The sequence below is a fragment of the Streptomyces shaanxiensis genome, assembly GCF_039537145.1.
In the GTDB taxonomy this organism is placed as follows: Bacteria; Actinomycetota; Actinomycetes; order Streptomycetales; family Streptomycetaceae; genus Streptomyces; species Streptomyces shaanxiensis.
Genome location: NZ_BAAAZY010000011.1, coordinates 1 through 24,264, shown reverse-complemented (window position 1 = coordinate 24,264; position 24,264 = coordinate 1). Strand labels below are relative to the sequence as shown.

At 72.2% G+C, this 24,264-nt stretch carries 23 protein-coding genes; 13 read left to right on the top strand and 10 right to left on the bottom strand.

Going from position 1 to position 24,264, the window contains the following annotated elements; all coding sequences use genetic code 11:
- Window positions 1–49 precede the first annotated feature (49 nt).
- The 5 genes from folK to ABD932_RS19715 form a co-directional block, all read right to left on the bottom strand.
- Entirely contained in the window at window positions 50–661 is a 612-nt protein-coding gene (gene folK / locus ABD932_RS19735; RefSeq protein ID WP_345014540.1) for a 2-amino-4-hydroxy-6-hydroxymethyldihydropteridine diphosphokinase, read from the bottom strand.
- The gene (gene folB, locus ABD932_RS19730; protein WP_126394009.1) at window positions 658–1,017 is read right to left on the bottom strand and encodes a dihydroneopterin aldolase; all 360 of its coding nucleotides are present in this window, start codon (window positions 1,015–1,017) and stop codon (window positions 658–660) included. Before folB ends, folK begins: the two co-directional genes overlap by 4 nt.
- Window positions 1,018–1,369: 352 nt before the next feature.
- Window positions 1,370–1,873, bottom strand: a complete 504-nt coding sequence (locus ABD932_RS19725; protein WP_345014538.1) for a nuclear transport factor 2 family protein — start codon at window positions 1,871–1,873, stop codon at window positions 1,370–1,372.
- The gene (gene folP / locus ABD932_RS19720) at window positions 1,870–2,775 is read right to left on the bottom strand and encodes a dihydropteroate synthase (protein WP_345014536.1); all 906 of its coding nucleotides are present in this window, start codon (window positions 2,773–2,775) and stop codon (window positions 1,870–1,872) included. Before folP ends, ABD932_RS19725 begins: the two co-directional genes overlap by 4 nt.
- A 99-nt stretch (window positions 2,776–2,874) precedes the next feature.
- Window positions 2,875–4,707 carry a phosphatidylglycerol lysyltransferase domain-containing protein gene (locus ABD932_RS19715; protein ID WP_345014533.1) on the bottom strand — a complete coding sequence of 611 codons (1,833 nt, stop codon included), beginning with the start codon at window positions 4,705–4,707 and terminating at the stop codon, window positions 2,875–2,877.
- 246 nt (window positions 4,708–4,953) lie between these two features.
- Here ABD932_RS19715 and ABD932_RS19710 point away from each other — a divergent pair, with 246 nt between their 5' ends.
- Both ABD932_RS19710 and ABD932_RS19705 read left to right on the top strand, forming a co-directional pair.
- Window positions 4,954–6,072, top strand: a complete 1,119-nt coding sequence (locus ABD932_RS19710) for an alpha/beta hydrolase (protein ID WP_345014531.1) — start codon at window positions 4,954–4,956, stop codon at window positions 6,070–6,072.
- Between the two features lie 192 nt (window positions 6,073–6,264).
- Complete coding sequence (locus ABD932_RS19705) at window positions 6,265–7,722, top strand: hypothetical protein (RefSeq protein ID WP_345014529.1); 1,458 nt, start codon at window positions 6,265–6,267, stop codon at window positions 7,720–7,722.
- A gap of 50 nt (window positions 7,723–7,772) precedes the next feature.
- Here the strand turns inward: ABD932_RS19705 and ABD932_RS19700 are convergent, their stop codons facing one another.
- Both ABD932_RS19700 and ABD932_RS19695 read right to left on the bottom strand, forming a co-directional pair.
- A complete protein-coding gene (locus ABD932_RS19700) occupies window positions 7,773–9,107 on the bottom strand; it encodes a PH domain-containing protein (protein ID WP_345014527.1) in 1,335 nt (444 codons plus the stop codon).
- On the bottom strand, window positions 9,104–9,637 hold the full coding sequence (locus tag ABD932_RS19695) for a PH domain-containing protein (RefSeq protein WP_345014525.1): 534 nt from the start codon (window positions 9,635–9,637) through the stop codon (window positions 9,104–9,106). Before ABD932_RS19695 ends, ABD932_RS19700 begins: the two co-directional genes overlap by 4 nt.
- A gap of 31 nt (window positions 9,638–9,668) precedes the next feature.
- Between ABD932_RS19695 and ABD932_RS19690 the strand changes: the two genes are divergently transcribed.
- Window positions 9,669–10,820: an NADH-quinone oxidoreductase subunit D gene (locus ABD932_RS19690; RefSeq protein ID WP_126394017.1), complete on the top strand. Its 1,152-nt coding sequence runs from the start codon at window positions 9,669–9,671 to the stop codon at window positions 10,818–10,820.
- A gap of 76 nt (window positions 10,821–10,896) precedes the next feature.
- Here ABD932_RS19690 and ABD932_RS19685 read toward each other — a convergent pair whose 3' ends face one another.
- Window positions 10,897–11,928 (bottom strand): SAM-dependent methyltransferase, encoded by a 1,032-nt coding sequence (locus ABD932_RS19685; protein ID WP_345014522.1) that lies wholly within the window; start codon window positions 11,926–11,928, stop codon window positions 10,897–10,899.
- Between the two features lie 118 nt (window positions 11,929–12,046).
- Here ABD932_RS19685 and ABD932_RS19680 point away from each other — a divergent pair, with 118 nt between their 5' ends.
- The 3 genes from ABD932_RS19680 to ABD932_RS19670 all read left to right on the top strand — a co-directional run bounded on the left by ABD932_RS19680 (window position 12,047) and on the right by ABD932_RS19670 (window position 14,741).
- Window positions 12,047–13,261, top strand: a complete 1,215-nt coding sequence (locus tag ABD932_RS19680) for a sensor histidine kinase (RefSeq protein WP_345014521.1) — start codon at window positions 12,047–12,049, stop codon at window positions 13,259–13,261.
- A 74-nt stretch (window positions 13,262–13,335) separates the two neighbouring features.
- Entirely contained in the window at window positions 13,336–14,007 is a 672-nt protein-coding gene (locus ABD932_RS19675; RefSeq protein WP_345014519.1) for a response regulator transcription factor, read from the top strand.
- 101 nt (window positions 14,008–14,108) lie between these two features.
- On the top strand, window positions 14,109–14,741 hold the full coding sequence (locus ABD932_RS19670; protein ID WP_345014517.1) for an AAA family ATPase: 633 nt from the start codon (window positions 14,109–14,111) through the stop codon (window positions 14,739–14,741).
- Window positions 14,742–14,764: 23 nt separating this feature from the next.
- Here the strand turns inward: ABD932_RS19670 and ABD932_RS19665 are convergent, their stop codons facing one another.
- The gene (locus ABD932_RS19665; protein ID WP_345014515.1) at window positions 14,765–15,871 is read right to left on the bottom strand and encodes a DUF5937 family protein; all 1,107 of its coding nucleotides are present in this window, start codon (window positions 15,869–15,871) and stop codon (window positions 14,765–14,767) included.
- A 168-nt stretch (window positions 15,872–16,039) separates the two neighbouring features.
- On the opposite strand from ABD932_RS19665, the gene ABD932_RS19660 reads away from it, so the two are divergent.
- A complete protein-coding gene (locus tag ABD932_RS19660; protein WP_345014513.1) occupies window positions 16,040–16,255 on the top strand; it encodes a hypothetical protein in 216 nt (71 codons plus the stop codon).
- Here the strand turns inward: ABD932_RS19660 and ABD932_RS19655 are convergent.
- Window positions 16,245–17,441, bottom strand: a complete 1,197-nt coding sequence (locus tag ABD932_RS19655) for a threonine aldolase family protein (protein ID WP_345014511.1) — start codon at window positions 17,439–17,441, stop codon at window positions 16,245–16,247. The two genes, ABD932_RS19660 and ABD932_RS19655, sit on opposite strands and share 11 nt — an antisense overlap.
- Before the next feature lie 197 nt (window positions 17,442–17,638).
- On the opposite strand from ABD932_RS19655, the gene ABD932_RS19650 reads away from it, so the two are divergent.
- The 6 genes from ABD932_RS19650 (at window position 17,639) to ABD932_RS19625 (ending at window position 24,205) form a co-directional block, all read left to right on the top strand.
- Window positions 17,639–18,577, top strand: a complete 939-nt coding sequence (locus tag ABD932_RS19650) for a Rossmann-like and DUF2520 domain-containing protein (protein ID WP_345014509.1) — start codon at window positions 17,639–17,641, stop codon at window positions 18,575–18,577.
- Complete coding sequence (gene panC / locus ABD932_RS19645; RefSeq protein WP_345014507.1) at window positions 18,574–19,575, top strand: pantoate--beta-alanine ligase; 1,002 nt, start codon at window positions 18,574–18,576, stop codon at window positions 19,573–19,575. The genes ABD932_RS19650 and panC overlap by 4 nt, the downstream gene beginning before the upstream one ends.
- On the top strand, window positions 19,572–21,287 hold the full coding sequence (locus ABD932_RS19640) for an L-aspartate oxidase (protein ID WP_345014505.1): 1,716 nt from the start codon (window positions 19,572–19,574) through the stop codon (window positions 21,285–21,287). Before panC ends, ABD932_RS19640 begins: the two co-directional genes overlap by 4 nt.
- Window positions 21,288–21,292: 5 nt before the next feature.
- On the top strand, window positions 21,293–22,273 hold the full coding sequence (gene nadC / locus ABD932_RS19635) for a carboxylating nicotinate-nucleotide diphosphorylase (protein ID WP_345014503.1): 981 nt from the start codon (window positions 21,293–21,295) through the stop codon (window positions 22,271–22,273).
- 8 nt (window positions 22,274–22,281) lie between these two features.
- Window positions 22,282–23,079 carry a type III pantothenate kinase gene (locus tag ABD932_RS19630; RefSeq protein ID WP_250086640.1) on the top strand — a complete coding sequence of 266 codons (798 nt, stop codon included), beginning with the start codon at window positions 22,282–22,284 and terminating at the stop codon, window positions 23,077–23,079.
- 424 nt (window positions 23,080–23,503) lie between these two features.
- Complete coding sequence (locus tag ABD932_RS19625; protein ID WP_345015384.1) at window positions 23,504–24,205, top strand: hypothetical protein; 702 nt, start codon at window positions 23,504–23,506, stop codon at window positions 24,203–24,205.
- Window positions 24,206–24,264: the final 59 nt, after the last annotated feature.

Here is a 24,264-nt window from a genome sequence, read left to right as displayed (position 1 = left end):
CTTCAGCTCCCCCGAGTACCCACGGAATGTGTCGTCTTGACCTTAACGACTATTCGGGCAGCTGGAGTTCCAGGTCCTGGCGCGGTACGACGCCTTCGCGGGTGATGCCGGCCAGAAGGTCGGCCACCGGGCCGCGGCCGGGAAGCTGAGCCTGCGGCTCGACGTCGTGCCAGGGGGCCAGGACGAAGGCGCGCTCGTGGGCGCGCGGGTGGGGGAGGGTGAGGTTCGGGTCGTCGGAGACGACGTCGGCGTACGCGACGATGTCGACGTCGAGGGTGCGCGCGCCCCAGCGCTCGTCCCGTACGCGGTGGAAGGCCTCCTCGACCGCGTGGGCCCGCTCCAGCAGGGAGGACGGGGGGAGCGTGGTCTTGAGGACGACGACCGCGTTGAAGTAGGACGGCTGGCTTCCCGGCTCCACGCCCCACGGCTCCGTCTCGTACACGGGGGACACGGCCTTGATGCGGACGCCGGGGGTGTCCTCCAGCGCGTCGATGGCGCCCTGGAGGGTCTCCAGGCGGTTCCCCAGGTTGGCGCCGAGGGAGATCACGGCCCGTTTCGGGTTGCTGAGGGTGGTGTCGGCGGCGTCGACCTGCTCGACGACGGAGGCGGGTACCGGCTGTACGGTCGGGTCGCTGTGACCCTCGGTGAAGGACGCGGTCATACTCGGCTCCGGGTGATGGTGACGGTCACGTCGTCGAAGGGGACCGTGATCGGCGCGTCCGGCTTGTGGACGGTGACCTCGGCCTCCTGGACCTGTTCGTGCTTCAGGCAGGCCTGGGCGATGCGCTCCGCGAGCGTCTCGATGAGGTTGACGGGCTCGCCCTCGACGACGGCCACGACCTCCTCCGCCACGATGCCGTAGTGCACGGTCTTCGCCAGGTCGTCGTCGGCGGCGGCGGGCCGGGTGTCCAGGCCCAGGACGAGGTCCACGACGAAGGTCTGGCCCTCCCTGCGTTCCTCGGGGAACACACCGTGGTACCCGCGGGCCTTCAGGCCGCGCAGCGCGACACGATCCACGCGAATCACTCCTGCAATCGTCGGTGACGGCCGGTCGCTGCCGCGTGCGGGCGGCACACCGGCCTCGAACGAATCTACCTGCGGGCACTGACAGGGCCGGGCCACGGGGGCGTGGGCCCGGTCCGGGGCCAGGAGGATTCATCGCGCGTTTCCCCTGGGGAATCCGGTGGCTCACGGGTTGGTAGCCGCGCCTACCCGTAGACGCGTGATTCCAACCACTTCTTGGTCCCGGCGGAGCCCCGCGGCCCCTCTTGCGAGTGGCACCCCGGGCGTCGTATCCGTGTGCGTCCCTGTATGTCCGTACGTTGCCTGGGTTCGTCCCTGTGGACGTCCCTGAGGGGCGCCTACCCACTCAGGGGGTGCCGGCGTCGCCTTCTTCCGCGTCGTTTTCGGCCAGAACCGGGGAGGCGTGGTGGGACCACATCTTCCAGCCGTCGGGTGTGCGCCGGAACACGTTGGTGGCGACCACGAGCTGGCCCACGAGCGGGCCGAGTTCCTCCCCGCCGTCAGGGGCGGGGCCGCCGCTGAGGATGTTCTCGGTGCAGGTCACCAGGGCGGTGTCGCCGGTGACGGAGACGTGCACGTCGGTGAGGAAGAACTGGATGTAGTCGGTGTTCGCCATGATCAGGGCGTACGACCTGAGGACCTCGCCGCGTCCGGTGAGCACCGGCCAGCCGGGGTGCACGCAGGAGATCACGCCGCTGTCGGCCGGGTCGTGGTACTCCTCGTCGACGCCGAGGTCGGCCGGGGTGAGCCAGAGCGAGGAGAGCTCTTCGAAGTCGCCGCGCTCCATGGCCTCGTAGAAGGCGGTGTTGGCGGCTTCCACCTGTTCGACGTCGGTGTGGGGGGCGCTCACCGGGCTCCTTCAGCGCTGTTCGCGCTGGGCGCGTTCTCGGCGGCACGCGCCTCCTCGATGGCGCGTGCGACGCGCACCGCGTCCGCCGTGGCGCGCACCTCGTGCACGCGCACCGCCCACGCGCCGGCGTGCGCCGCCAGCGCCGAAACGGCGGCCGTGGCGGCGTCTCGCTCGCGCGCGGGCGGCGGGGCGCCCTGAGGGCCGGCGAGGACGCGGCCGAGGAACCGCTTGCGGGAGGCGGCGACGAGGAGGGGGTGGCCGAGGCCGAGGAGCCGGTCGAGATGGGCGAGGAGGACGAGGTCGTGCTCGCCGTCCTTGGAGAAGCCGAGACCCGGGTCGACGACGATGCGGTCGGGGGCGATGCCGCCCTCCAGCACGGCCTCCACGCGCGCGTGGAGCTCGGCGGTGACTTCGGCGACGACGTCGGCGTACACGCCCTTGACATTCCCGCCCTGCAGGAAGCCGCGCCAGTGCATGACGACGAAGGGGGCGCCGGCGTCGGCGACGACCGGGATCATCGCGGGGTCGGCGAGGCCGCCGCTGACGTCGTTGACGAGGGCGGCGCCGGCGGCGAGGGCCTGCTCGGCGACGGAGGCGCGCATGGTGTCGACGGAGACCGTGACGCCCTCGGCGGCGAGGCCGCGGACGACGGGGACGACGCGGCGCAGTTCCTCGTCTTCGTCGACCCGGGTGGCGCCGGGGCGGGTGGACTCACCGCCGACGTCGACCAGGTCGGCGCCCTCCTCGACGAGGGCGAGGCCGTGCTTGACGGCGGACGTCGTGTCGAACCAGCGGCCGCCGTCGGAGAAGGAATCGGGGGTCACGTTGACGACTCCCATGACCGCGCACCGGTCCCACTCGGGAAGGCCCGCGACGCGCCCGCGTCCGCTCTGCTTGCTCATACGTTCAGCGTAGGCCCAAGCAGGGGCCGGAACGTGCGGTGGCCCGAGCGGAAGCCTGGGGGACGGGCTTCCGCTCGGGCCTGTCGCGGGTGGCCGCGCCTATGCCGCGCGGACCTCCCGCTCCGCCACCTGGTGGGGGCAGGGGCGCCGAGCGGCCGTGCGGCGGCGAAGGAAGCGCGGCAACGGCAGTGCCAGGTTCACGAAGCCCTCCGCCTGCATGGCGGCGAAGCCGAGGCGGGGCAGGTCGCCGGAGGCCCGGTAGACGACGAAGCGGGGCTCCCAGCGGGGCTGGAACTTGGCGTTGAACTTGTACAGGGACTCGATCTGGAACCAGCGGGAGAGGAAGACGAGCAGGCCCCGCCAGGCGCGCAGCACCGGGCCCGCGCCGATCTTCTCGCCGCGTGCCAGAGCGGAGCGGAACATGGCGAAGTTGAGGGACACGCGCGCGATGCCGAACTTCGGGGCGGCCTGGAGGGCGGCCACGATGAGGAGTTCGTTCATGCCGGGGTCGGCCGAGCGGTCGCGGCGCATCAGGTCCAGGGAGACCCCGTCCGTGCCCCACGGCACGAAGTGGAGGATCGCCTTGAGGTCGCCGTACTCTCCCGGCTCCTCGTCGGCCTTGTGGGCGGTGGCGATGAGGCAGTCGCCGTCGGACGGGTCGCCGACGCGGCCCAGCGCCATGGAGAAGCCGCGCTCGGTGTCGGTGCCGCGCCAGTCCTCGGCGGCGCGGCGGATGCGCTCCAGCTCGGCGTCGCCGAGGTCACGGACACGACGTACCCGGGTCTCGTAACCGGCGCGCTCGATGCGCTTGACCATCTGACGTACGTTGCGCATCGCGCGGCCGGCGAGCGAGAAATCCGGGACGTCCACCACCGCCTCGTCGCCCAGTTCGAGGGCGTCGAGCCCGGTCTCGCGGGTCCACACCTCGGCGCCGGTCTCGGAGCAGCCCATGACGGCCGGGGTCCAGGAGTGGGCCTTGGCCTCGTCCATGAAGCGCTCGATGGCGCCGGGCCAGGCCTCGACGTCGCCGATGGGGTCGCCGCTGGCCAGCATCACGCCGGAGACGACGCGGTACGTCACCGCGGCCTTGCCGCTGGGGGAGAACACGACGGCCTTGTCGCGGCGCAGCGCGAAGTGGCCGAGGGAGTCGCGGCCGCCGTGCTTGGCGAGCAGGGCGCGCAGGCGCGTCTCGTCGTCCTCGGTGAGGTGGGCGGCGGGGTGTTCGGGGCGGAAGGCGAGGTAGATCGTGGTGACCGCGGTGATCCAGCCGAGCGCGCCGAGGGAGAAGGCGACCGTCCAGGAGGTGTTGCCCTGGTAGTCGACCGGGCCCTCGAAGCCGAACAGGCCGTACAGGACGTGGCTGATGCGGTCGGCCAGGCTGGGGTCGCCCACCAGCGTGCCCGGGTGGGCGCTGACGATGACCAGCCCGAGGGCGAGGGAACCGGCGCTCATGAGGACGAAGTTGGCCAGCGCGCGCCACCTGCTGCGCGGGTCGGGCAGCGCCGCGAACTGGTCGCGGTGGCGCAGCAGCGCGGTGAGCAGCACGACCGAGATGAGCACGCCCACGACGGAGTGGCGGTACATGAACTGCGCCACGGCTCCGGCCGGCAGCAGGACGACCGCCGCGCGCCAGGCCCGGCGCTTGCCGCGCTTGAGGCCGTGGGCGAGCAGCAGCAATAGCACGCCCGCGCTGAGCGACAGTGCGGCCGCGAACGGCCCGAACGCGCCCGGAAGCACCTCGGCGATGGCGTGCATACGGCTGTGCCGGAAGCGCGGGAAGACGCCCGCTGCGATGTTCAGCAGGCCCACCAGGGCGCAGGCCCTGCCGACGAGGGCGGGAACGGCCTCGGGGCGCGGGCCGCGCAGCAGCTGCCGTACGCGGCTCGTCAGATGGCCAACCTGGCTCGATCGTTGAGGAACCTTGCCCGACATTTCCACATCTGTCCTGACAGACATCGCATCCCAGTGTTCCGCGAGAGACCTTGGATCCGGTGCCGATTCGGGCATCCGGCGACATTGCGCCCTCTAGGACGGTGTCTCGAGGGGAGAGGTTCACTCGGCTCCCCAAAACCGTTTCAAAGGCCAAGGAAAGTCCGGGGCAAGCCCTTGCGAAGGTGCGGGGGAGGCAGCGCGCAGGAAGCGCGGAACCGGGCGGAAAGTGCGGACAGGTAACCATCGATGGGTCTCACGAGCGACAAGGTGCTGGCGCTGGCGGTTCTGTCCGCCGTAGGGCTGTTCGTCGGCACGGTGTGGCTGTGGCCGCGCCTGGCGCGGCGCGGCTGGCGGGCGGTGAGCGGACGCGTGGGCCTGTTGTTCTCCACGCAGTTGGCGCTCTTCATGGCGGTCGGCCTCGGCGCCAACCAGGCCTTCGGGTTCTACGCCAGCTGGGCCGATCTGTTCGGGCAGGAGAAGGATCAGGGCGTGGTCGTGGACCACACGCCGGAACGCGGGCCGCTGCGGGTCGTGGACACGCGTCGGGTGCCGGGGGCGGCGAGCTCCAGTCCGCCGTTGGGCGGTCAGATCCAGAAGGTCGACATCGTGGGCCGGACGTCGCACATCGCCACGCCCGCCTTCGTCTATCTGCCGCCCGAGTATTTTCAGCCGGAATACCGCACGCGCAGGTTCCCGGCGGCCGTCGTCCTCACCGGCTATCCCGGTACGGCCCAGGCGCTGGTGGACAAGCTCGACTATCCGCGTACGGCCGCCAGGCTCGCCGCTCAGGGCCGTATGGAGCCGATGATCCTGGTGATGATGCGGCCGACCGTGGCGCCGCCCCGGGACACGGAGTGCGTGGACATTCCCGGGGGCCCGCAGACCGAGACGTTCTTCGCGGCCGATCTGCCCGAGGCCGTGAACAGCCACTACAGGGTGGGCGGCGGGCCCGGCAGCTGGGGAATCATCGGTGACTCGACCGGCGGCTACTGCGCGTTGAAGCTCGCGATGCACCATCCGAAGGTGTACGCGGCGGGGGCGGGGCTTTCCGCGTACTACAACGCGCCGATCGACGCCACGACCGGCGATCTCTTCCAGGGCGACGAGGAACTGCGCAATCGCGCGAACCTGTGGTGGTACCTCAAGCACATGCCGGCTCCGGACACTTCACTGCTCGTCAGCAGCAGCAAAGTTGGAGAATCCAACTACAAGGCCACGCTGAAGTTCATTGAGCGCGTGAAGGCCACGAAGCTGACACGCATCTCGTCGATCATCCTCGAAAGCGGCGGGCACAACTTCAACACCTGGCGACGGGAGATTCCGGGGACGCTGGAGTGGATGAGCGGGCGGCTGAGCGGCAGGTGAGATGGCCGACGGGAGGGCCGCGGGGATGGCCGTCGGGATGGCCGGAGAGATGGCCGGCGGGGCTTTGTGATCTTGGTTCTTGGTTAATTCTGTGCCGGATCTGATTCCTGATGCCGTGTGAACGACTCGCGATGGCTGTCTTTTTACGGGGCGGGGCAACAAGATTCGCCTACGCGCGGTAAGTTTCTGGCCATGCCACGTGGACGTCACCGTCATTCCCCGCCCTTGCACAGGCTGCTGCCCCCGTCGGCGATCGCAGGCGTCTCCGTCGTCTGCGCCCTCGCCCCCTGGGTGTTCACCGAGGCCTTGGTGCTGCGCGGCCTTGCCGGGGCCGCCGCGGCGACGGCGGTCGTCGGTGCGGTCGTCATGCGCCGCTGGGACACTCAGGCCGGCAAGAAGGTGGCCGACCTCACGCGCGCGCGTGCGAGTGACGAGTGGCGGTACGAGGAACGGGTCGCCGAGCTGGAGACCGACCTCGAGGAGTCGCGCGAGCTGCGCATGAAGCTGGAGCAGCGGCTGCGGGGCAAGCGGGCGGAGCTCGCGGGACTGCGCAACGAGCACGCGGCGCTGCTGCGCCGGTACGCCACGGCGGAGACCGAGCGGGCGAGCGTCCTGGAGGAGCGCCGGGTTCTGGAGATAGAGGCGACGGCGCCCACGCGCGCGTTGCCGCCGGCGCCGGTCGACGCCTCTTCGGCGGAGGAGACGGGGGCTGTGGCTGCCCCTGCCGAGGCCGAGGCGGAGGGTGCGGGGACCGAGTCCGCCGAGGAGACCCCGGCGACTCCGGCGGTCTTCTCGCCGGAGGGATCCCGGCTGTTCCTGCGGGCCAAGGCGGCGTTGGCGCGGTTCGACGGGGAGGAGCCCGCGGAGGACGGCGAGTCCGTGCAGGACGCCGAGTCCGTGCAGGCGGCCGATTCCACGCAGGACACCGAGCCCGTGCAGGTGGCCGAGTCCGTCAAGGGCAGCGAGTCCGTCAAGGACGAGCCTCCGAACAACGAGCCCCCCAAGGGCTACGGCCGGTCCAACGACGAGTCCGCGAAGGACGGTTCGGGAGCCACCGAGGCGCAGACCGCGGCGGCACGGACCACCGAGGCCCAGCACGTCGGCGGATCCGAGAAGGAGCCCGCGCTGGAGGACGAAGCGCAGGGGAAGCCCGAGGCGGTCGACGGGCACGAGCGCGCGGCCGCCAACACCACGGCAGACGCCCTGACCAAGACGGACGCCCTCGCCAAGACGGGTGCCGTCGCGGAGACGGGTGCCGTCGCCACGGCGGACGCACCCGCCGTGGCCCGTCCCGCCCTGCCCCCGGCCGGTTCGATCCCGTCGCAGCAGCCCGCGGGTCACTTCATCGCGCCGACCGCCGTGGCCGTCGTCCCGGCGACGCCCGTACGGCGCCCGATGATCGACGGCGGCTTCGACTTCTTCGGTACGAAGAGGGGGGCGGCCATGCCCTCCGCGCTGGAGTCGGTCCAGAACGAGGACCTCGCCGACGTCGTCGGCCAGGAGGCCCTCGCCCTCCACAAGGCCGAGTCCGAGGCCGAGTTCAAGCCGGCGGACGAGGAGTCCCGGGGGATCGGTCAGGTCATCGACCTGACGGCGCACGACGAGACGGAACAGATCGATGTGCAGGGGCTGCGCAGCGCGGTTTCCTGACGGCGGGGCAGGGTGACGCCGGTCGGTGCCCTTTCGGGGCGTGACCGGCCTCAGGCCATCCACCGGTCCGGCCGCGCCACCTTCCGTCCCGTACGCGACCTCTCCGCCTGCCCCCGCAGCAGTTGCGCCGCCTCCTCGGCGCCCCTCAGGCGGGCTGTCACCGTCTTGTTCGCCCCGGTGTCCACGTGGACGTCGGCGACGCCCCACACGCGCTCCCAGGGCCCCTGGGACAGCCGTACGCTCTGGACCTTCGCGTGCGGGACGAGCGCGAGGCTTCGCCGGAACAGGCCGGTGCGGGCGGCGAACACCGCGTCCGTGACGGCCAGGCCGTATCCACGCCACCACAGCGGCACGCACCGGCCCGCCCGCCGCGGCGGACGCGACAGGGACGCGTGCGGGGGGACGCGCACACCGGGCAGCACGCGCGCGACGACCGATTCGGCGACCTCGCGCGGGGCGACCGGGAGCAGGACCGAGTTCGACGAGCCCGCCACGTCCAGCTCCACCCGCACCCAGCCGCGCCGCCGCCACAGCAGCGGCTCGACGATCCGTACGGTCTGGACGCGGCCGGGCGGCACCGTCTCGTGCGCCCGGTCGAGCAGACCGTGGTCGAGGCGCAGCCCGTCCGGCGACTCGCCCACCGTCCAGTCGTACTCGGTGACGAACCGCCCCACGCTGCTAGCCCCCGCCGCGCCGAACAACGGCACTGCGGTCGCGAGCACCGTCCATACGCTTTCGGTGGCCAGCCAGAGGACGGTCGGTACGACGATCGCGGCGGCCAGCGTCCCCCAGGTGGCGCCGGTCAGGAGGAGGGAGACGGCCAGGACGCCCGGTGGCACGCGCAGCAGTCGCTGGGACGGCGCCTCGCCGACCTCGTGTGCCGTCTCGGGCGCGAAACCGGCGGCGCGTGCGAGGAGTTCCGCGCGGAGCGCACGCGCCTCCTCCTCGCCCAGGAAGGCGAGTTCGTCCTTCTTGTCCGTGCCTATGACATCCAGCTTGAGCTTCGCCACGCCCGCCACGCGCGCGAGGAGCGGCTGGGTGACGTCGATGGCCTGGATGCGTTCCAGCCGGATGTGCGCGGTGCGCCGGAACACCAGACCGGTACGGATGCGCAGGTCCGTCTCTGTCACCGCGAAGTGTGTGAACCACCAGGTGAGGAAGCCGTACAGGGCGGCCGCGGGGACGAGCACGGCGAGCGCGAGCAGGAGGGTCGTCGTGGTCAGCCTGGTCAGCTGGCGCTGCGCCTGGTCGGGGTCGTGCACGGCCCAGCCGATCAGCACCGCGACCGGCGCCCACGCGCGCCTGAGCGGCGTCACGGGGTGCAGCCGCCGTTCGGTCACGGGTCGCAGCTCGCTCACGGCGTCGTCGACGCCGGGCGACGTCACAGGCCCGCCGATCGTGCCTCGCCCAGCTCGGTGAGCCGGTCGCGCAGCCGCTCGGCCTCGGCCGGGTCGAGGCCGGGGATGGTGGCGTCGGTGGCCGCCGCGGCCGTGTGCAGCTGCACGCTGGCCAGGTCGAAGTGCCGCTCGACGGGGCCGGAGGTGACCTCGACCAGCTGCATCCGGCCGTACGGCACCACCGTCTCCTCGCGCCACAGCACGCCCCGGCTGATCAGCAGGTCGTCGGCGCGCTCGGCGTAGCGCCACGAACGCCAGTTGCGGCCGAGCATCACCCAGCCCCATGCCATCAGTGCCAGGGGCAGCAGCGCGAAGGCCGCCCAAGCGGGCCCGGCGAACAGGTTGAGCACCACGGCGAGGCCGATCGTCAGCAGTCCCAGCCACACCACCAGCAACAGTCGGCGCATGCGGAGCAGCCGGGGCGGCAGCCCGGTCCACCTCGGCTCGGCCTCCACGTGCTCGGCCCCCGCCTGCTCGTCCCCCGCTGTCCCCGTGTTCTCCGGGCTCCCCGTCTCCATGAGGCCAGCGTACGTAGGAGAGACTGTGTCCATGACTCCCACGACGGAGACCATGGTCGGTATCGGCGGCGCCGCGGAGAGCACCGACATGGTGCTCAACATCGGGCCCCAGCACCCGTCCACGCACGGCGTGCTGCGCCTCAAGCTCGTGCTGGACGGCGAGCGCATCACGCGCGCGGAGCCCGTGATCGGCTATATGCACCGCGGCGCGGAGAAGCTCTTCGAGGCCCGCGACTACCGGCAGATCATCATGCTCGCCAACCGCCACGACTGGCTGTCGGCGTTCTCCAACGAGCTGGGCGTCGTGCTCGCCGTCGAGCGCATGCTCGGCATGGAGGTGCCCGAGCGGGCGGTGTGGACCCGGACGCTGCTCGCGGAGCTCAACCGGGTGCTCAACCACCTGATGTTCCTCGGGTCGTACCCGCTGGAGCTGGGCGGGATCACGCCGATCTTCTACGCCTTCTCGGAGCGCGAGGAGCTCCAGCACGTGATGGAGGAGGTCTCCGGCGGGCGGATGCACTACATGTTCAACCGGGTGGGAGGCCTGAAGGAGGACCTGCCGGCCGGGTGGACCACGCGCGCGCGTGCCGCCGTCGCCGACGTGCGCTCGCGCATGGACCGGTTCGACGACCTGGTGCTCGGCAACGAGATCTTCCGGGGGCGCACGCGGGGCGTGGGCGCCCTCACGCCCGAGACCGTGCACGCGTACGGCGTGAGCGGGCCGATCGCGCGTGCCTCGGGCGTCGACTTCGACCTGCGCCGGGACGAGCCCTATCTCGCGTACGGCGAGCTGGGGGACGTCCTGAAGGTCGTGACCCGGGACGAGGGTGACTGCCTCGCCCGGTTCGAGTGCCTGCTGGAGCAGACCCACAACTCCCTCGACCTCGCCGACGCCTGCCTCGACCGCCTCGCCGGGCTGCCGCCCGGGCCGATCAACCAGCGGCTCCCCAAGGTGCTGAAGGCGCCCGAGGGGCACACGTACGCGTGGACCGAGAACCCGCTCGGCATCAACGGCTACTACCTCGTCAGCAAGGGCGAGAAGACCCCGTACCGGCTGAAGCTGCGCTCCGCCTCGTACAACAACATCCAGGCGCTGGTCGAGCTGCTGCCGGGGACGCTGATCGCGGACATGGTGGCGATTCTGGGGTCGATGTTCTTCGTGGTCGGGGACATCGACAAGTAGGGACTGATCGCGTCGACAAGTAGGGACTGATCACGCCGACAAGTAGGGACTGATCACCTTGACGAGCAGTGGCTGATCAATCCGTCAGTACGTCCGGAATTCCAACCGACTGCACCAGCCAGCCGAAGTCCCCGAGCCCGCCCATAGCGGTGAGCTCGGCGGCCTCGCCCGCGGTCGCGAGGGCGCGTACGTAATCGGCGGGGCGGGTGGAGGCCAGTTCCAGTGGGGGGCGTGCGCCTGTGATGCCCAGGGCGCGCAACGCGTCGCGTTGTGAGAGCAGGCGCGTACCGGGCAGCGCGCACGCCGTCGCGCACGCGTCCAGTGCGACATGTGCCGTGATGTCGCAGGAGCCGTCCGGCACCGGCGCCGTCTCGCGCCCCTCGCGGAAACCGGTGAGCGTGCCGAAGGGCGGTCGCGCGTCGGCCCGGTGCGCGTAGTCCACGGCGACCGCGAGCCCTCGGTCCAGTGCCGCGACCACGCCCGCCCAGGCCTCGTCCCGCGGCAGCCCGATCTCGGCCCGCAGCCCGGCCGGCTCTTCCCCGTCCCGCGCGCCCTCCGCACCGCCCAGCGGCCACCACCGCGCCAGCCACTGCGCCTCCGCCCCGGCGACCGGCTCCCCGAGGCGCTCGGTCCCGTCCCGCCGTACGAGAACCAGGCGGGGTACGCCCGCGGAGTCCACCTCCGCGACCTCCACGGGGACGTTGTCCAGCCACTCGTTGGCGAACAGCAGGCCCTGGATCCGCGGCGGCGGCTCGGGCAGCCACTCGATCCGGTAATCCAGGGTCTGCGGCCGGTCGGCGATCTCGACGGCGTACGCACGCGTGCGTGCCGCCACGTCGGCGGGCAGGGCGGCCAGTACGCCCGTGATCAGCTCGCCCCGCCCCGCCGCCATGTCGACGAAGTCGAGCGACGCGGGCCGGCCCAGGGCCTCGTCGACCCGGCACAGCAGCCGGGCCACGGCACCGGCGAAGAGGGACGACGCGTGCACGGACGTACGGAAGTGGCCGGCCGGTCCCTCGGGCCGCCGGTAGAAGCCGCCCGGCCCGTACAGGGCGGATTCCGCCGCCGCCCGCCACCCGCGCCACTCGTCCGTCGCCTCTGCCGTCACCGGCCCAGGCTAAGCGCACAGGAGAACGCAGCCTCCACCTTGCGGAGTACGCGCGCGTGGTGCGGATCGGCCCTCCGGTTGACCCCTGCACGCATCTCGCTTCCCTACGCTGGGTTACGTGCAGCGCCTCTATGACTTCATCCGCAGGCACCCGACATGGGTCGACAGCTTCTGGGCCGTCTTCCTCTTCGGGATCTCCGCGGTCACCGTGGCCGTCCGGGAGGAGGCCGGACAGGACCTCTCGGGCACGGACTCGGAGGCGGTCATCATCCCGGTCGTCCTCCTGCTGTGCCTGGTGATCGCGTTGCGCCGGCGCATGCCGGAGAAGATGCTGCTGCTGGCCATCGGCGTGGGACTGGCCCAGCTGGTGCTGAACGTGGCGACGACACCCGCCAACTTCGCCTTCCTGGTGATCACCTACACCGTGGCCGCGACCGGCGCCCGCTGGTCCTCCCGGCTCGCGCTGGGCGCCGGCCTGTGCGCGGCGCCGCTGGCACAGATGCGCTGGCCGGAGAAGGACTCCAGTGTGATCGGCAACGTGGCCCTGGTGATCTTCCTGACGGTGCCGTTCGCGCTCGCCTGGGTGCTCGGCGACTCGATCCGCACCCGCCGCGCCTACTACGAGCAGCTGGAGGAGCGCGCGACCCGGCTCGAAAAGGAGCGCGAGGCGCAGGCCAAGGTCGCGGTTGCCGCCGAACGCGCCCGGATCGCGCGCGAGCTGCACGACGTGGTCGCGCACAACGTCTCCGTGATGGTGGTGCAGGCCGACGGCGCCGCCTACGTCCTCGACGCCGCCCCGGACCAGGCCAAGAAGGCCCTGGAGACCATCTCCTCCACCGGCCGCCAGGCCCTCGCCGAGATGCGCCGCCTGCTCGGCGTGCTGCGCACCGGCGAGCACCAGGAGGGCGGCGAGTACGTCCCGCAGCCCGACGTCGAGCAGATCGACGAACTCATCCAGCAGTGCCGCACGTCCGGCCTCCCGGTCGACTTCAAGGTCGAGGGCACGCCGCGCCCCCTGCCCAGCGGCGTCGAGCTGACGGCGTACCGCATCGTGCAGGAGGCGCTGACGAACACGCGCAAGCACGGCGGTCCGAACGCGGGCGCGAGTGTGCGCCTGGTCTACTTCGACGACGGCCTCGGCCTGCTCGTCGAGGACGACGGCACGGGCGCCCCGCACGAGCTGTACGAGGAGGGCGGCGCCGACGGCCAGGGGCACGGCCTGATCGGCATGCGCGAACGGGTCGGCATGGTCGGCGGCACCCTGGACGCGGGCCCCCGGCCGGGCGGAGGATTCCGCATCAGTGCGCTGCTGCCGCTCAAACCAGCACACTGACGCCTGCGCATGCCCCTTGTTGACACCTGTAACGCCGCTGTAGACGGATACGGAAGACACGGAAGAGGACCCCGATGACGATCCGCGTGATGCTCGTCGACGACCAGGTGCTGCTGCGCACCGGGTTCCGGATGGTGCTCGCCGCCCAGCCGGACATGGAGGTCGTCGCGGAGGCGGGCGACGGCGTCGAGGCCCTCCAGGTGCTGCGGGAGACCGCTGTCGACGTCGTCCTGATGGACGTACGCATGCCCAAGCTGGACGGCGTGGAGACCACCCGCCGCATCTGTCAGGAGGCCAACCCGCCCAAGGTGCTGATCCTGACCACCTTCGACCTCGACGAGTACGCCTTCTCCGGGCTGAAGGCGGGCGCCTCCGGCTTCATGCTCAAGGACGTGCCGCCCGGCGAACTCCTCACCGCCATCCGCTCGGTGCACAGCGGTGACGCGGTGGTGGCCCCGTCGACGACCCGGCGCCTGCTGGACCGGTTCGCACCCATGCTGCCGTCCACCGGCAAGGAGCCCCAGCACAAGGAGCTGGAGCGGCTCACCGACCGCGAGCGCGAGGTCATGGTGCTGGTCGCGCAGGGGCTGTCCAACGGCGAGATCGCGGCCCGGCTGGTGCTGTCCGAGGCGACCGTGAAGACCCACGTGGGCCGCATCCTGACCAAGCTGGGGCTCAGGGACCGGGTGCAGGTGGTCGTCCTCGCGTACGAGACGGGCCTGGTGCGGGCCGGCGGGCACGGCTGAGCATCGGCGCGAGGAGGCACGGCCGAGCCTCGGTGCGCGGGGCACGCCTCACGCACAGCGGGCGTGCCCCCGCGTCAACCGGTGCCCACTAGGGTCTGCGCATGCTCCTGTGGATCAACGGCCCTTTCGGCGGCGGCAAGACGCAGACCGCGTACGAGATCCAGCGCCGCCTGCCCGGCAGCGTGGTCTGCGACCCCGAGCACCCGGGATTCGGGCTGCGGCGGATGCTGCCGCCGCAACTGCGTGGAGACTTCCAGGACTTGACCGCTTGGCGACAGGGGGTCGTCGAGGTGCTCGACCTCGCGCTGACCAAGCACGACGGCGTGGTGATCGCCCCCATGACGGTCACGAACTCCGACTACTTCGCCGAGACCGTCGGGCGGTTGGGCGAACTCGGCCATGACGTACGGCACTTCACCCTCCTCGCCGAGCGCGAGACGGTCCTGCGGCGGCTGCGGGAACGTGGCTTCGGACACCTCCTTCGGTATGTCGCCGGAAAGGACGCCCCGCTGCGCCGGGAGACCTGGGCCGTGCAGCAGCTCGACCACTGCCTGGAGCGGCTGCGTGAGCCGGAGTTCGCCGAGCACCTGTGGACGGACCGCTCGACGGTGCCGAAGACGGCGGACCGCATCGCCGTGCTGGCCGGGCTGCGGCTGCGGCCCAACACCGAGGGCACGCTGCGGACGCGGCTGCGGCAGGCGGGGGTCGGGATCAGGCACATCCGGTTCGACTGACGGTCACCTCAGGAGCGTGACGGTCACCTCAGGAGCGCCTCGAGGAAGTCGCTGCCGAGCCGCGCCACCGCGGTGACGTCCAGCTGGTGCAGGACGTACCGCCCTCGGCGGCGGGTGGTGATCAGGCCCGCCTTCTTGAGGACGCCCAGGTGCCGGGATATCTCGGGCGCAGTCATGCCGTGGATCTGCACGAGTTCGCCCGTGGTGTAGGTGCTGCGGGCGAGGTTGCGGCAGAGCTGCATCCGCGCCGGGTGGGACAGCGCGGTCATCCGCAGGATCAGCTGGTCGACGGCGGGGGGCGCGGCGAGGCCCGCGGAACCGACCGGGTAGTGCAGGACCGGCTGCCAGCCGTGCCGGTGCAGCACCGCCAGATGCGGCCAGCCCAGGCTCGTCGGCACGAGCAGCAGGCTGCTGTCCTTGATGACGGTGTGGCCCTGGCGCAGCTTGTCGATAATGATCCTTCCGGCGGCCTCGTCGACGCTCACCGCCGGGGACACCGCGGTCAGCGCCTCGGTCAGCCCCTTGTGCCGCAGAAGGTCGGTCTTGTGGCGGGCGTCGGCCGCGAGCTGGTGGCGCAGGCGGGACCACGCCTCGGCGAAGAACGCCTCGTCGCAGTCCTGGAGGAACTGCCGCAGCCAGGACCGGATCCGCGGCGGATCCGCCAGCAACCGCTCACTGAACCGCAACTGCTGCGGCCCACGCGCGGCGGCCAGCTCCAGAGCACGTCGGTGCAGCTCCGCGTCGGCCAGCACCGGAGGCCCCTGCGTGGCGTACGGCAGCGCGCAGGTGAACTCCAGTGCCGCGTCCACGAACTGCTCGTCCGTCAGCTTGTCCAGCAGGTCCAGGTCCTCGGCGAGCGTGGCCCCCGGGAGTGTGTTGCCGCCCGGGACGCCGGCGAAGGGCAGGAACAGGTCCGAGAACGTCGTCCGCCACAGGAAGTCGGCCTCGCACATCCGGTCGGCCAGGTGTGGGTCCAGCCGGGCCGTCACGCTCGTCACCCAGCCCTGCAGGCCCGGGTGGTGCCCCGCCTCCGACAGCGCGTGCAGCGCCATGCCGAGCTCGGCCAGGGGCGAGGGCACGACGGCCAGCCGCTCCGGCCGCAGCCCCGCGATGTCGATGCTCACGCTCATGCCCTCATGGTGCACCCCGCCACTGACAACGCGGCCGTCGATTGACGGCGGCCGTCAATCGACGCGACGTGGCCGCCGTACACGGGCAAGCCTGGGATCACCGGGGCAGCCGCGGAGCCCGATCCCGACATACGTCATGCCTCCTACGTCCCGAGAAGGCGCTACACCATGAGCATCACGCAGCACCACCTCCTTGACGCCCACCGTGCCTGGCAGCACGGCGAGGCGGCCCCTCCGGCGCCGGGCACCCTCGACCGGCAGGTCGTACGCGAGTGGCGCGCGTACCGGCGGTTCCGGGCGGTCGTCGCCGGACGCCCGGCCCCTGGGCGGATACGACAGGCCCTGGGCCGCCGGCTGCGTCCGCGGGCCCGCTCTACCTGCTGACCTCCTCGGCCAGCACGGCCACGAACCGGGCGACGGCCTCCTTCACGTCCTCGGCCGTCCACTCCAGGCCCGCGGCGCGGACGCAGACCTCGGTGCAGGCCAGCCCCGGGCCCTTCTGATCCCAGGCGCCCGCGAACAGACCCGTCCTCGTCTCCTCCGCCTGCCGGATCGCGGCCTCGGAGAGGACGTCGACGTCGTACGGCAGCCAGAGCTGGAACTCGTTCGTGTGCGGCACCTCGGGATGGACGCGTGCCCACGGCACCCCGGCCGCGGCGAACCCCTCACGCAGCGCGGCGGCCACCACGCGTGCGTGGGTCACGTACTCCGGCAGCCGGGGCAGCTCCCGCTCCAGGCCGACCAGCGCCGACAGCGCCGTGGGGAACTGCTGGAACAGCATGCCGCCGTAGCGGTGCCGCCAGACCTTCGCCTCCTCCACCAGCGTCCGAGGTCCGGCGAGCGCGGCGCCCCCGTATCCGCGCAGGGACTTGTAGAACGACACGTAGACGCTGTCCGCCAGGCCCGCGATCTCGTCCAGGGGGCGGCCGAGGTGGACGGTCGACTCCCACAGGCGCGCGCCGTCGAAGTGCACCACCGCGTCGCGCTCCCGCGCTGCCTCCACCACCTCGACGAGCTCGTCCCAGGACGGCAGCAGGAAACCGGCGTCGCGGAGGGGAAGTTCCAGCACCAGTGCCCCGAAGGGCTCCTCGAAGTCGCGGACCTCGGCAGCGGTCGGCTGCCTCGGCTCACGCGTCAACTGCACCGGGCGCAACCCGCTGACCTGGCTGAACGCGTTCCGCTCATACACCTCGGGGTGGGCCATCGCATGCAGGGCGACGGTCGGGTCGCCGGTACGGCCCGCCCAGCAGCGCAGGGCGACCTGCTGGGCCATCGTGCCCGTCGGGAAGAACGCGGCGGCCTCCTTGCCGAGCAGCGCGGCCGTCTTCTTCTCCAGGGCCTCGACGACGCCGCTGCCGTAGAGGTCGGCCCGCTCGTCCAGGTCGTACACGTCCTGCGCCGTCTCCAGGAGCGCGAGGCGCTCGCGGAGCGAGCCCAGGAAGTCGAGGTGCGAGAGGACGCGCTCCGCGCTCCTGAATGCGCCTATGCGCCGCTCGAAGCGCTGCTCGCGCCGTTCGTCGTCCGTGATCCGCGTGCTCTGCTGTGTGCCCTGCTCCGCCGTATCGGTCATGTCCCGGATCATCCCGCCCGACCAGCCGCGTGGGCACCCGAGTTTCGACCGACGCCCTCACCCGTCCATACGTGCGGGAAAGGCGTGGGGAAACCCACAGCCTGTGGACAACCGAACGCCCCTCGAACCAATCGCGTTAACATGACGAGAAATCGTCCGGTACCCGGAGCGGACTGGAACGGGAAGGCCGCCTTCGCGTGAGTACAAGCCAACAGCCAGATCCCAAGGACCGCCCCGCGCGGCTCACCGTCGGTGTCGTCGGCGCCGGCCGTGTGGGCCCCGCGCTCGCCGCGTCCCTTCAGCTCGCCGGGCACCGCCCGGTGGCCGTCTCCGGAGTCTCCGACACCTCCCGGCGACGGGCCGAGCGGATGCTCCCCGACGTGCCGCTCGTGCCGCCCGCCGAGGTCCTCGCGCGCGCCGAGCTGGTCCTGCTGACCGTCCCGGACGACGCGCTGCCCGGGCTGGTCGAGGGCCTCGCCGAGACCGGGGCCGTACGGCCGGGGCAGCTGCTGGTGCACACCTCCGGGCGGTACGGCGCCAAGGTCCTGGACCCCGCCCTGCGCGCGGGCGCGCTGCCGCTGGCCCTGCACCCGGCGATGACGTTCACCGGCACCCCCGTGGACGTGCAGCGCCTGGCCGGCTGCTCCTTCGGCGTCACCGCGCCCGAGGAGCTGCGGCTGGCCGCCGAGGCCCTCGTCATCGAGATGGGCGGCGAACCCGAGTGGATCGCCGAGGAGATGCGCCCGCTGTACCACGCGGCGCTCGCGCTGGGCGCGAACCACCTGGTGACGCTGGTCGCCCAGTCCATGGAGCTGCTGCGCGAGGCGGGTGTCGCGGCCCCCGACCGGATGCTGGGCCCGCTGCTCGGCGCCGCGCTCGACAACGCGCTGCGCTCCGGTGACGCGGCGCTGACCGGTCCCGTCGCGCGCGGGGACGCGGGCACCGTCGCCGCGCACGTCACGGAGCTGCGGCGGCATGCCCCGCAGACCGTCGCCGGCTACCTCGCGATGGCGCGCGCGACCGCCGACCGGGCGCTCGCCCACGGACTGCTCAAGCCGGAGCTCGCCGAGGACCTGCTCGGGGTACTCGCCAACGGGACCGACGGGACCAACGGCGCCGAGGGAGACGCCCGATGACCACCACCCTGCTGCGCACCGCCGCCGAACTGCACGCACGCGTGCGGGCCGGCCGACGCGCCGTCGTGATGACCATGGGCGCGCTGCACGAGGGCCACGCCACCCTGATCCGCACCGCGCGCGACATCGCGGGGCCGGACGGCGAGGTCGTCGTCACCGTCTTCGTGAACCCCTTGCAGTTCGGCAAGGGCGAGGACCTCGACCGCTACCCGCGCACCCTGGACGCCGACCTCAAGGTCGCCGAACAGGCGGGCGCCGACGCCGTGTTCGCCCCTGCCGTCGACGAGGTCTACCCGGGCGGCGAGCCCCAGGTCCGCATCACCGCCGGCCCCATGGGCGAGCGCCTGGAGGGCGGCTCCCGCCCCGGCCACTTCGACGGCATGCTCACCGTCGTGGCCAAGCTGCTCCACCTCACCGGCCCCGACGTCGCCCTGTACGGCCAGAAGGACGCCCAGCAGCTCGCCCTGATCCGCCGCATGGTCCGCGACCTGAACTTCGGCGTCGAGATCGTCGGCGTGCCGACCGTGCGCGAGGAGGACGGCCTCGCGCTCTCCAGCCGCAACCGCTACCTCTCGACGGAGGAACGGCGCACCGCGCTCGCCCTGTCCCAGGCGCTGTTCGCCGGGCGCGACCGGCACGCGGCGCAGGAGGCGCTGCGCGCGCGTGCCCGCGAAGTGCCCGCCACACGCGCGCGTGCCGAGGCGCTCAGCGCCATAGGGGAGTCCCGCGCGGCGGCCGACGCACACGCCGTCGCCAAGGCCGTCCCCGGCGCCGCGGCGGCCGTCCGCGCGGCCGCCCGTCTGGTCCTCGACGAGGCCGTCCGCCTCGACCCGCCGCTCGAACTGGACTACCTCGCCCTCGTCGACCCGTCGGACTTCACGGAGATCACCGATCACGGGGACGACTTCACCGGCGAGGCCGTCCTCGCCGTCGCCGCCCGGGTCGGGACGACCCGGCTGATCGACAACATCCCCCTCACCTTCGGAGCCGCCTCGTGACCAGCACAGGCATACGACTGCACGCGCCCGCGCCCGGGTGGTCCATCGCCGCGGACGTCGTGGTCGTCGGCTCCGGTGTCGCCGGCCTCACCGCGGCCCTGCGCTGCGAGGCCGAGGGCCTGAAGACGGTCGTGGTCACCAAGGCCCGCCTCGACGACGGCTCCACCCGCTGGGCCCAGGGCGGCATCGCCGCGGCCCTCGGCGAGGGCGACACCCCCGAACAGCACCTGGACGACACCCTGGTCGCGGGCGCCGGCCTGTGCGACGAGGAGGCCGTACGGATCCTCGTGACGGAGGGCCCGGACGCCGTACGCCGCCTCATCGCGACCGGCGCCCACTTCGACGAGTCCGAGGAAGGCGGCCTGGAGCTCACCCGCGAGGGCGGCCACCACCGTCGCCGTATCGCCCACGCCGGCGGCGACGCGACCGGTGCGGAGATCTCCCGAGCGCTGGTCGAGGCGGTACGCGCGCGTGGCCTGCGCACGATCGAGAACGCCCTGGTCCTCGACCTGCTCACCGACGCCGACGGCCGTACGGCGGGCGTCACCCTGCACGTCATGGGCGAGGGCCAGCACGACGGCGTGGGAGCGGTCCACGCCCCCGCGGTAGTCCTGGCGACCGGCGGCATGGGCCAGGTCTTCTCGGCGACGACGAACCCGTCGGTGTCGACGGGCGACGGCGTCGCCCTGGCGCTCCGCGCGGGCGCCGAGGTGAGCGACCTGGAATTCGTCCAGTTCCACCCCACCGTGCTCTTCCTCGGCCCGGACGCGGAGGGCCAGCAGCCCCTGGTCTCCGAGGCGGTACGCGGCGAGGGCGCCCACTTGGTGGACGCCGACGGGGTGCGCTTCATGATCGGCCAGCACGAACTCGCCGAACTCGCCCCCCGGGACATCGTCGCCAAGGGCATCATGCGGCGCATGCAGGAGCAGGACGCCGAGCACATGTTCCTCGACGCCCGGCACTTCGGCGCCGACATGTGGGAGCACCGTTTCCCGACGATCCTCGCCGCCTGCCGCGCCCACGGCATCGACCCGGTGCACGACCCCATCCCGATAGCGCCGGCCGCCCACTACGCCTCCGGCGGCGTACGCACCGACTCGCAGGGCCGTACGACCGTCCCCGGCCTGTACGCGTGCGGCGAGGTCGCCTGCACGGGCGTGCACGGCGCCAACCGCCTGGCCTCGAACTCACTCCTCGAAGGCCTGGTCTACGCCGAGCGCATCGTGGAGGACATCGCGGCCTCCCGGGCGGCGAACGGCCTCCACGCGCGCGTGCCGCACCCGGTGCCCTACCCCGAGACTCCCGAGCACCCTCTGCTCGCCCCCGAGGCCCGTTTCGCGATCCAGCGGATCATGACGGACGGCGCCGGAGTCCTGCGCTCCGCCGAGTCCATGACGAAGGCCGCCGACCAGCTCCAGCGACTCCACACCGAGGCCCGCGACGCACTCGCCGAGAACGGCAAGACCGCCGAGCCCGGCGTCGACACCTGGGAGGCCACGAACCTCCTGTGCGTGGCCCGGGTCCTGGTGGCCGCCGGCCACCTCCGCGAGGAGACTCGGGGCTGCCACTGGCGCGAGGACGAGCCCGACCGCGACGACACGACATGGCGGCGCCACATCGTCGTACGCCTGAACCCGGACCGCACACTGGCCGTGCACACCACCGAAACCGCAGACTTCCCCCCGACCCGGCAGCCACAGCAGGAGCAGTGACAGAAGTGACCACCCCCGACCTTCCCCTCGCCCCGAACGGCGGCTGCGGCGACGACTGCGCCTGCGGTGCCGGCGACGAGGCCGCAGAGTACGCAGAGTGCGGCCTCGACCCCGCGCTCGCCCAGCTCCTGGCCGACGCGGGCCTCGACCCGGTCGAGGTCGAGGACATCGCCAACGTGGCCATCCAGGAGGACCTGGCGCACGGCGTGGACGTGACGACGGTCGCGACCATCCCCGAAGAGGCAGTCGCCACGGCCGACTTCGTCGCGCGCGAGGCGGGCGTGGTGGCGGGCCTCAGGGTCGCCGAAGCGGTCGTCTCGATCGTCTGCGAGGACGAGTTCGAGGTGGAGCGCCACGTGGAGGACGGCGACAAGGTGGAGGCAGGCCAGAAGCTCCTGTCGGTCACCACCCGCACCCGAGATCTCCTGACGGCCGAACGCAGCGCACTGAACATCCTGTGCCGCCTGTCGGGCATCGCGACCGCCACGCGCGCGTGGGCGGACGTACTGGAGGGCACGAAGGCAAAGGTCCGTGACACCCGCAAGACGACGCCGGGCCTGCGCGCGCTGGAGAAGTACGCGGTGCGCTGCGGCGGCGGAGTCAACCACCGCATGTCCCTGTCGGACGCGGCGCTGGTCAAGGACAACCACGTAGTGGCGGCGGGCGGCGTGGCCCATGCCTTCAAGGCGGTTCGGGAGACCTTCCCGGACGTCCCGATCGAGGTCGAGGTGGACACCCTCCACCAACTCCGCGAAGTGGTGGACGCGGGCGCGGACCTGATCCTCCTGGACAACTTCACGCCGGGCGACTGCGAGGAGGCGGTGGCGATCGTGCACGGCCGGGCAGCCCTCGAGGCATCGGGCCGGCTGACCCTCACCAACGCCAAGGCGTACGCCGACACGGGCGTCGACTACCTGGCCGTAGGGGCCCTCACCCACTCCTCGCCGATCCTGGACATCGGCCTGGACCTGCGAGCGGCGGAGTAGGAACGGGCATGCTCCTCACCATCGACGTGGGCAACACCCACACCGTCCTCGGCCTCTTCGACGGCGAGGACATCGTCGAACACTGGCGCATCTCCACGGACGCCCGCCGCACGGCCGACGAACTGGCCGTCCTCCTCCAGGGCCTGATGGGCATGCACCCGCTCCTCGGCGAGGAGCTGGGCGACGGCATCGACGGCATCGCCATCTGCGCGACGGTCCCCTCGGTCCTGCACGAGCTCCGCGAGGTGACCCGCCGCTACTACGGCGACGTCCCCGCGGTCCTCGTCGAACCGGGCGTGAAGACGGGCGTGCCGATCCTCACGGACAACCCCAAGGAGGTCGGCGCCGACCGCATCATCAACGCGGTCGCGGCGGTCGACCTCTACGGCGGCCCGGCGATCGTCGTCGACTTCGGTACGGCGACGACGTTCGACGCGGTGAGCGCGCGCGGCGAGTACGTCGGCGGTGTCATCGCCCCCGGCATCGAGATCTCGGTCGAGGCCCTCGGCGTCCGGGGCGCGCAGCTCCGCAAGATCGAGGTGGCCCGCCCGCGCAGCGTCATCGGCAAGAACACGGTCGAGGCCATGCAGTCCGGCATCATCTACGGCTTCGCAGGCCAGGTGGACGGCGTGGTCACCCGCATGGCCCGCGAACTCGCCGACGACCCCGAAGAGGTCACGGTCATCGCGACGGGCGGTCTGGCCCCGATGGTCCTGGGCGAGTCCTCGGTCATCGACGAACACGAGCCGTGGCTGACACTGATCGGCCTACGCCTGGTCTACGAACGCAACGTCTCCCGCATGTGACTCCGTCGGTCGGGCCGCTCACCAGTACCGCCCGCCGACCGGCTCGCCCGGCGTTGGCGCGGCCCTGCCTGGGCCGGCGTCGAGATGTGGCCGCGTACCCCCACGCACCCGCGGTCGCGTACGGCGGCAAGGGGACGTGCCGGGGGGTGTCCGCCCGCAGTGGCCGGCGTCAACACGCGGCACCTCCCGGCCTAAGTCCAGCCGCCGGTCCGAGGACGGACACCCCCCGGCACGGCCCCGACCCACAACCCACCCGCAGGCGCTACGCGAACCCCCACCCCACCCGCACAGGCCGCCGCAGGCACCCCCGGCGCACCCCACCACCCGAGTGGCTCCCCACGCCACACCCACCCCCCTATGCCGTGTTTGTCTGATTAGCGCGTATCGTCACCGCATGCCCACGCCATACGGATCCCGCGGCGGCATGGCGTTCGGCGCGGAGGAGCTGCGTGTGCTCCGCCGCGCTCTCGCCCTCGCCCTCCACCCCAGCCCCGCCTCGGCCGAAGACGTCCAGGACTGTCTCCGCCTCGCCGAGTCGCTCGACGAGGCGATGCGCGAGGGTGCCCGGTTGCGTGCGTTCTTGGTGGCCGACCTCGCCCGCTACCGCGCCGCCCTCCCCGGCACCGCAGCCGGCTACCTCACCCTCCTCGAAGAGGCCCTCACCGCCGGGTATCACCCGACCCCCGACGACCTCGCCGCCCTGAGGACCCTGCGCGGCAAACCCACCGCAGCCACCCTCCTCACCCGCTGCCGGCCACTCGCCGAACAGGACGCACGAGTCCACCTCCCGCACGCCACCGCACACCCGGCCCGCCGAGCCACCCCCGCCGCCCCCTCCATCCCCGCGTCCCGCACCCACCTCCAGGCCCTCCCCGGCGGCCTCACCGAGGCTTCCCCAGCCCCCACGGTCGTCCTCCCCGCCCAGGACACCGGCCAGGAGCCCGACAAGCCACCCCGGAGGAAGCCCGCCGAAAAGCCGGCCGCCCCCAAACCCGGCCCCGGCCCCGAGCCCACCCCGGCCGCCCCGAGGCCGCCGCGCCCCATCCCCACCCCGGGCGAGGTCTTCCCCCGCAGAAAACCGACCCCACCGCCCACGAACCCGCCCCAGCAACTCGCCGCAGGCTGAATCCGACGGCAAGGCGGCCCCCGGGCGGGTATCTCCGCGAGGCACCCGCCCACCCCACC

Excerpts from the sequence above, each read along its gene's own strand:
- folK (WP_345014540.1), bottom strand. The coding sequence starts at position 661 with ATGACCGCGTCCTTCACCGAGGGTCACAGCGACCCGACCGTACAGCCG.
- folP (WP_345014536.1), bottom strand. The coding sequence starts at position 2,775 with ATGAGCAAGCAGAGCGGACGCGGGCGCGTCGCGGGCCTTCCCGAGTGG.
- ABD932_RS19715 (WP_345014533.1), bottom strand. The coding sequence starts at position 4,707 with ATGTCGGGCAAGGTTCCTCAACGATCGAGCCAGGTTGGCCATCTGACG.
- ABD932_RS19710 (WP_345014531.1), top strand. The coding sequence starts at position 4,954 with ATGGGTCTCACGAGCGACAAGGTGCTGGCGCTGGCGGTTCTGTCCGCC.
- ABD932_RS19705 (WP_345014529.1), top strand. The coding sequence starts at position 6,265 with ATGCCACGTGGACGTCACCGTCATTCCCCGCCCTTGCACAGGCTGCTG.
- ABD932_RS19695 (WP_345014525.1), bottom strand. The coding sequence starts at position 9,637 with ATGGAGACGGGGAGCCCGGAGAACACGGGGACAGCGGGGGACGAGCAG.
- ABD932_RS19690 (WP_126394017.1), top strand. The coding sequence starts at position 9,669 with ATGACTCCCACGACGGAGACCATGGTCGGTATCGGCGGCGCCGCGGAG.
- ABD932_RS19675 (WP_345014519.1), top strand. The coding sequence starts at position 13,336 with ATGACGATCCGCGTGATGCTCGTCGACGACCAGGTGCTGCTGCGCACC.
- ABD932_RS19670 (WP_345014517.1), top strand. The coding sequence starts at position 14,109 with ATGCTCCTGTGGATCAACGGCCCTTTCGGCGGCGGCAAGACGCAGACC.
- ABD932_RS19665 (WP_345014515.1), bottom strand. The coding sequence starts at position 15,871 with ATGAGCGTGAGCATCGACATCGCGGGGCTGCGGCCGGAGCGGCTGGCC.
- ABD932_RS19660 (WP_345014513.1), top strand. The coding sequence starts at position 16,040 with ATGAGCATCACGCAGCACCACCTCCTTGACGCCCACCGTGCCTGGCAG.
- ABD932_RS19655 (WP_345014511.1), bottom strand. The coding sequence starts at position 17,441 with ATGACCGATACGGCGGAGCAGGGCACACAGCAGAGCACGCGGATCACG.
- panC (WP_345014507.1), top strand. The coding sequence starts at position 18,574 with ATGACCACCACCCTGCTGCGCACCGCCGCCGAACTGCACGCACGCGTG.
- ABD932_RS19630 (WP_250086640.1), top strand. The coding sequence starts at position 22,282 with ATGCTCCTCACCATCGACGTGGGCAACACCCACACCGTCCTCGGCCTC.
- ABD932_RS19625 (WP_345015384.1), top strand. The coding sequence starts at position 23,504 with ATGGCGTTCGGCGCGGAGGAGCTGCGTGTGCTCCGCCGCGCTCTCGCC.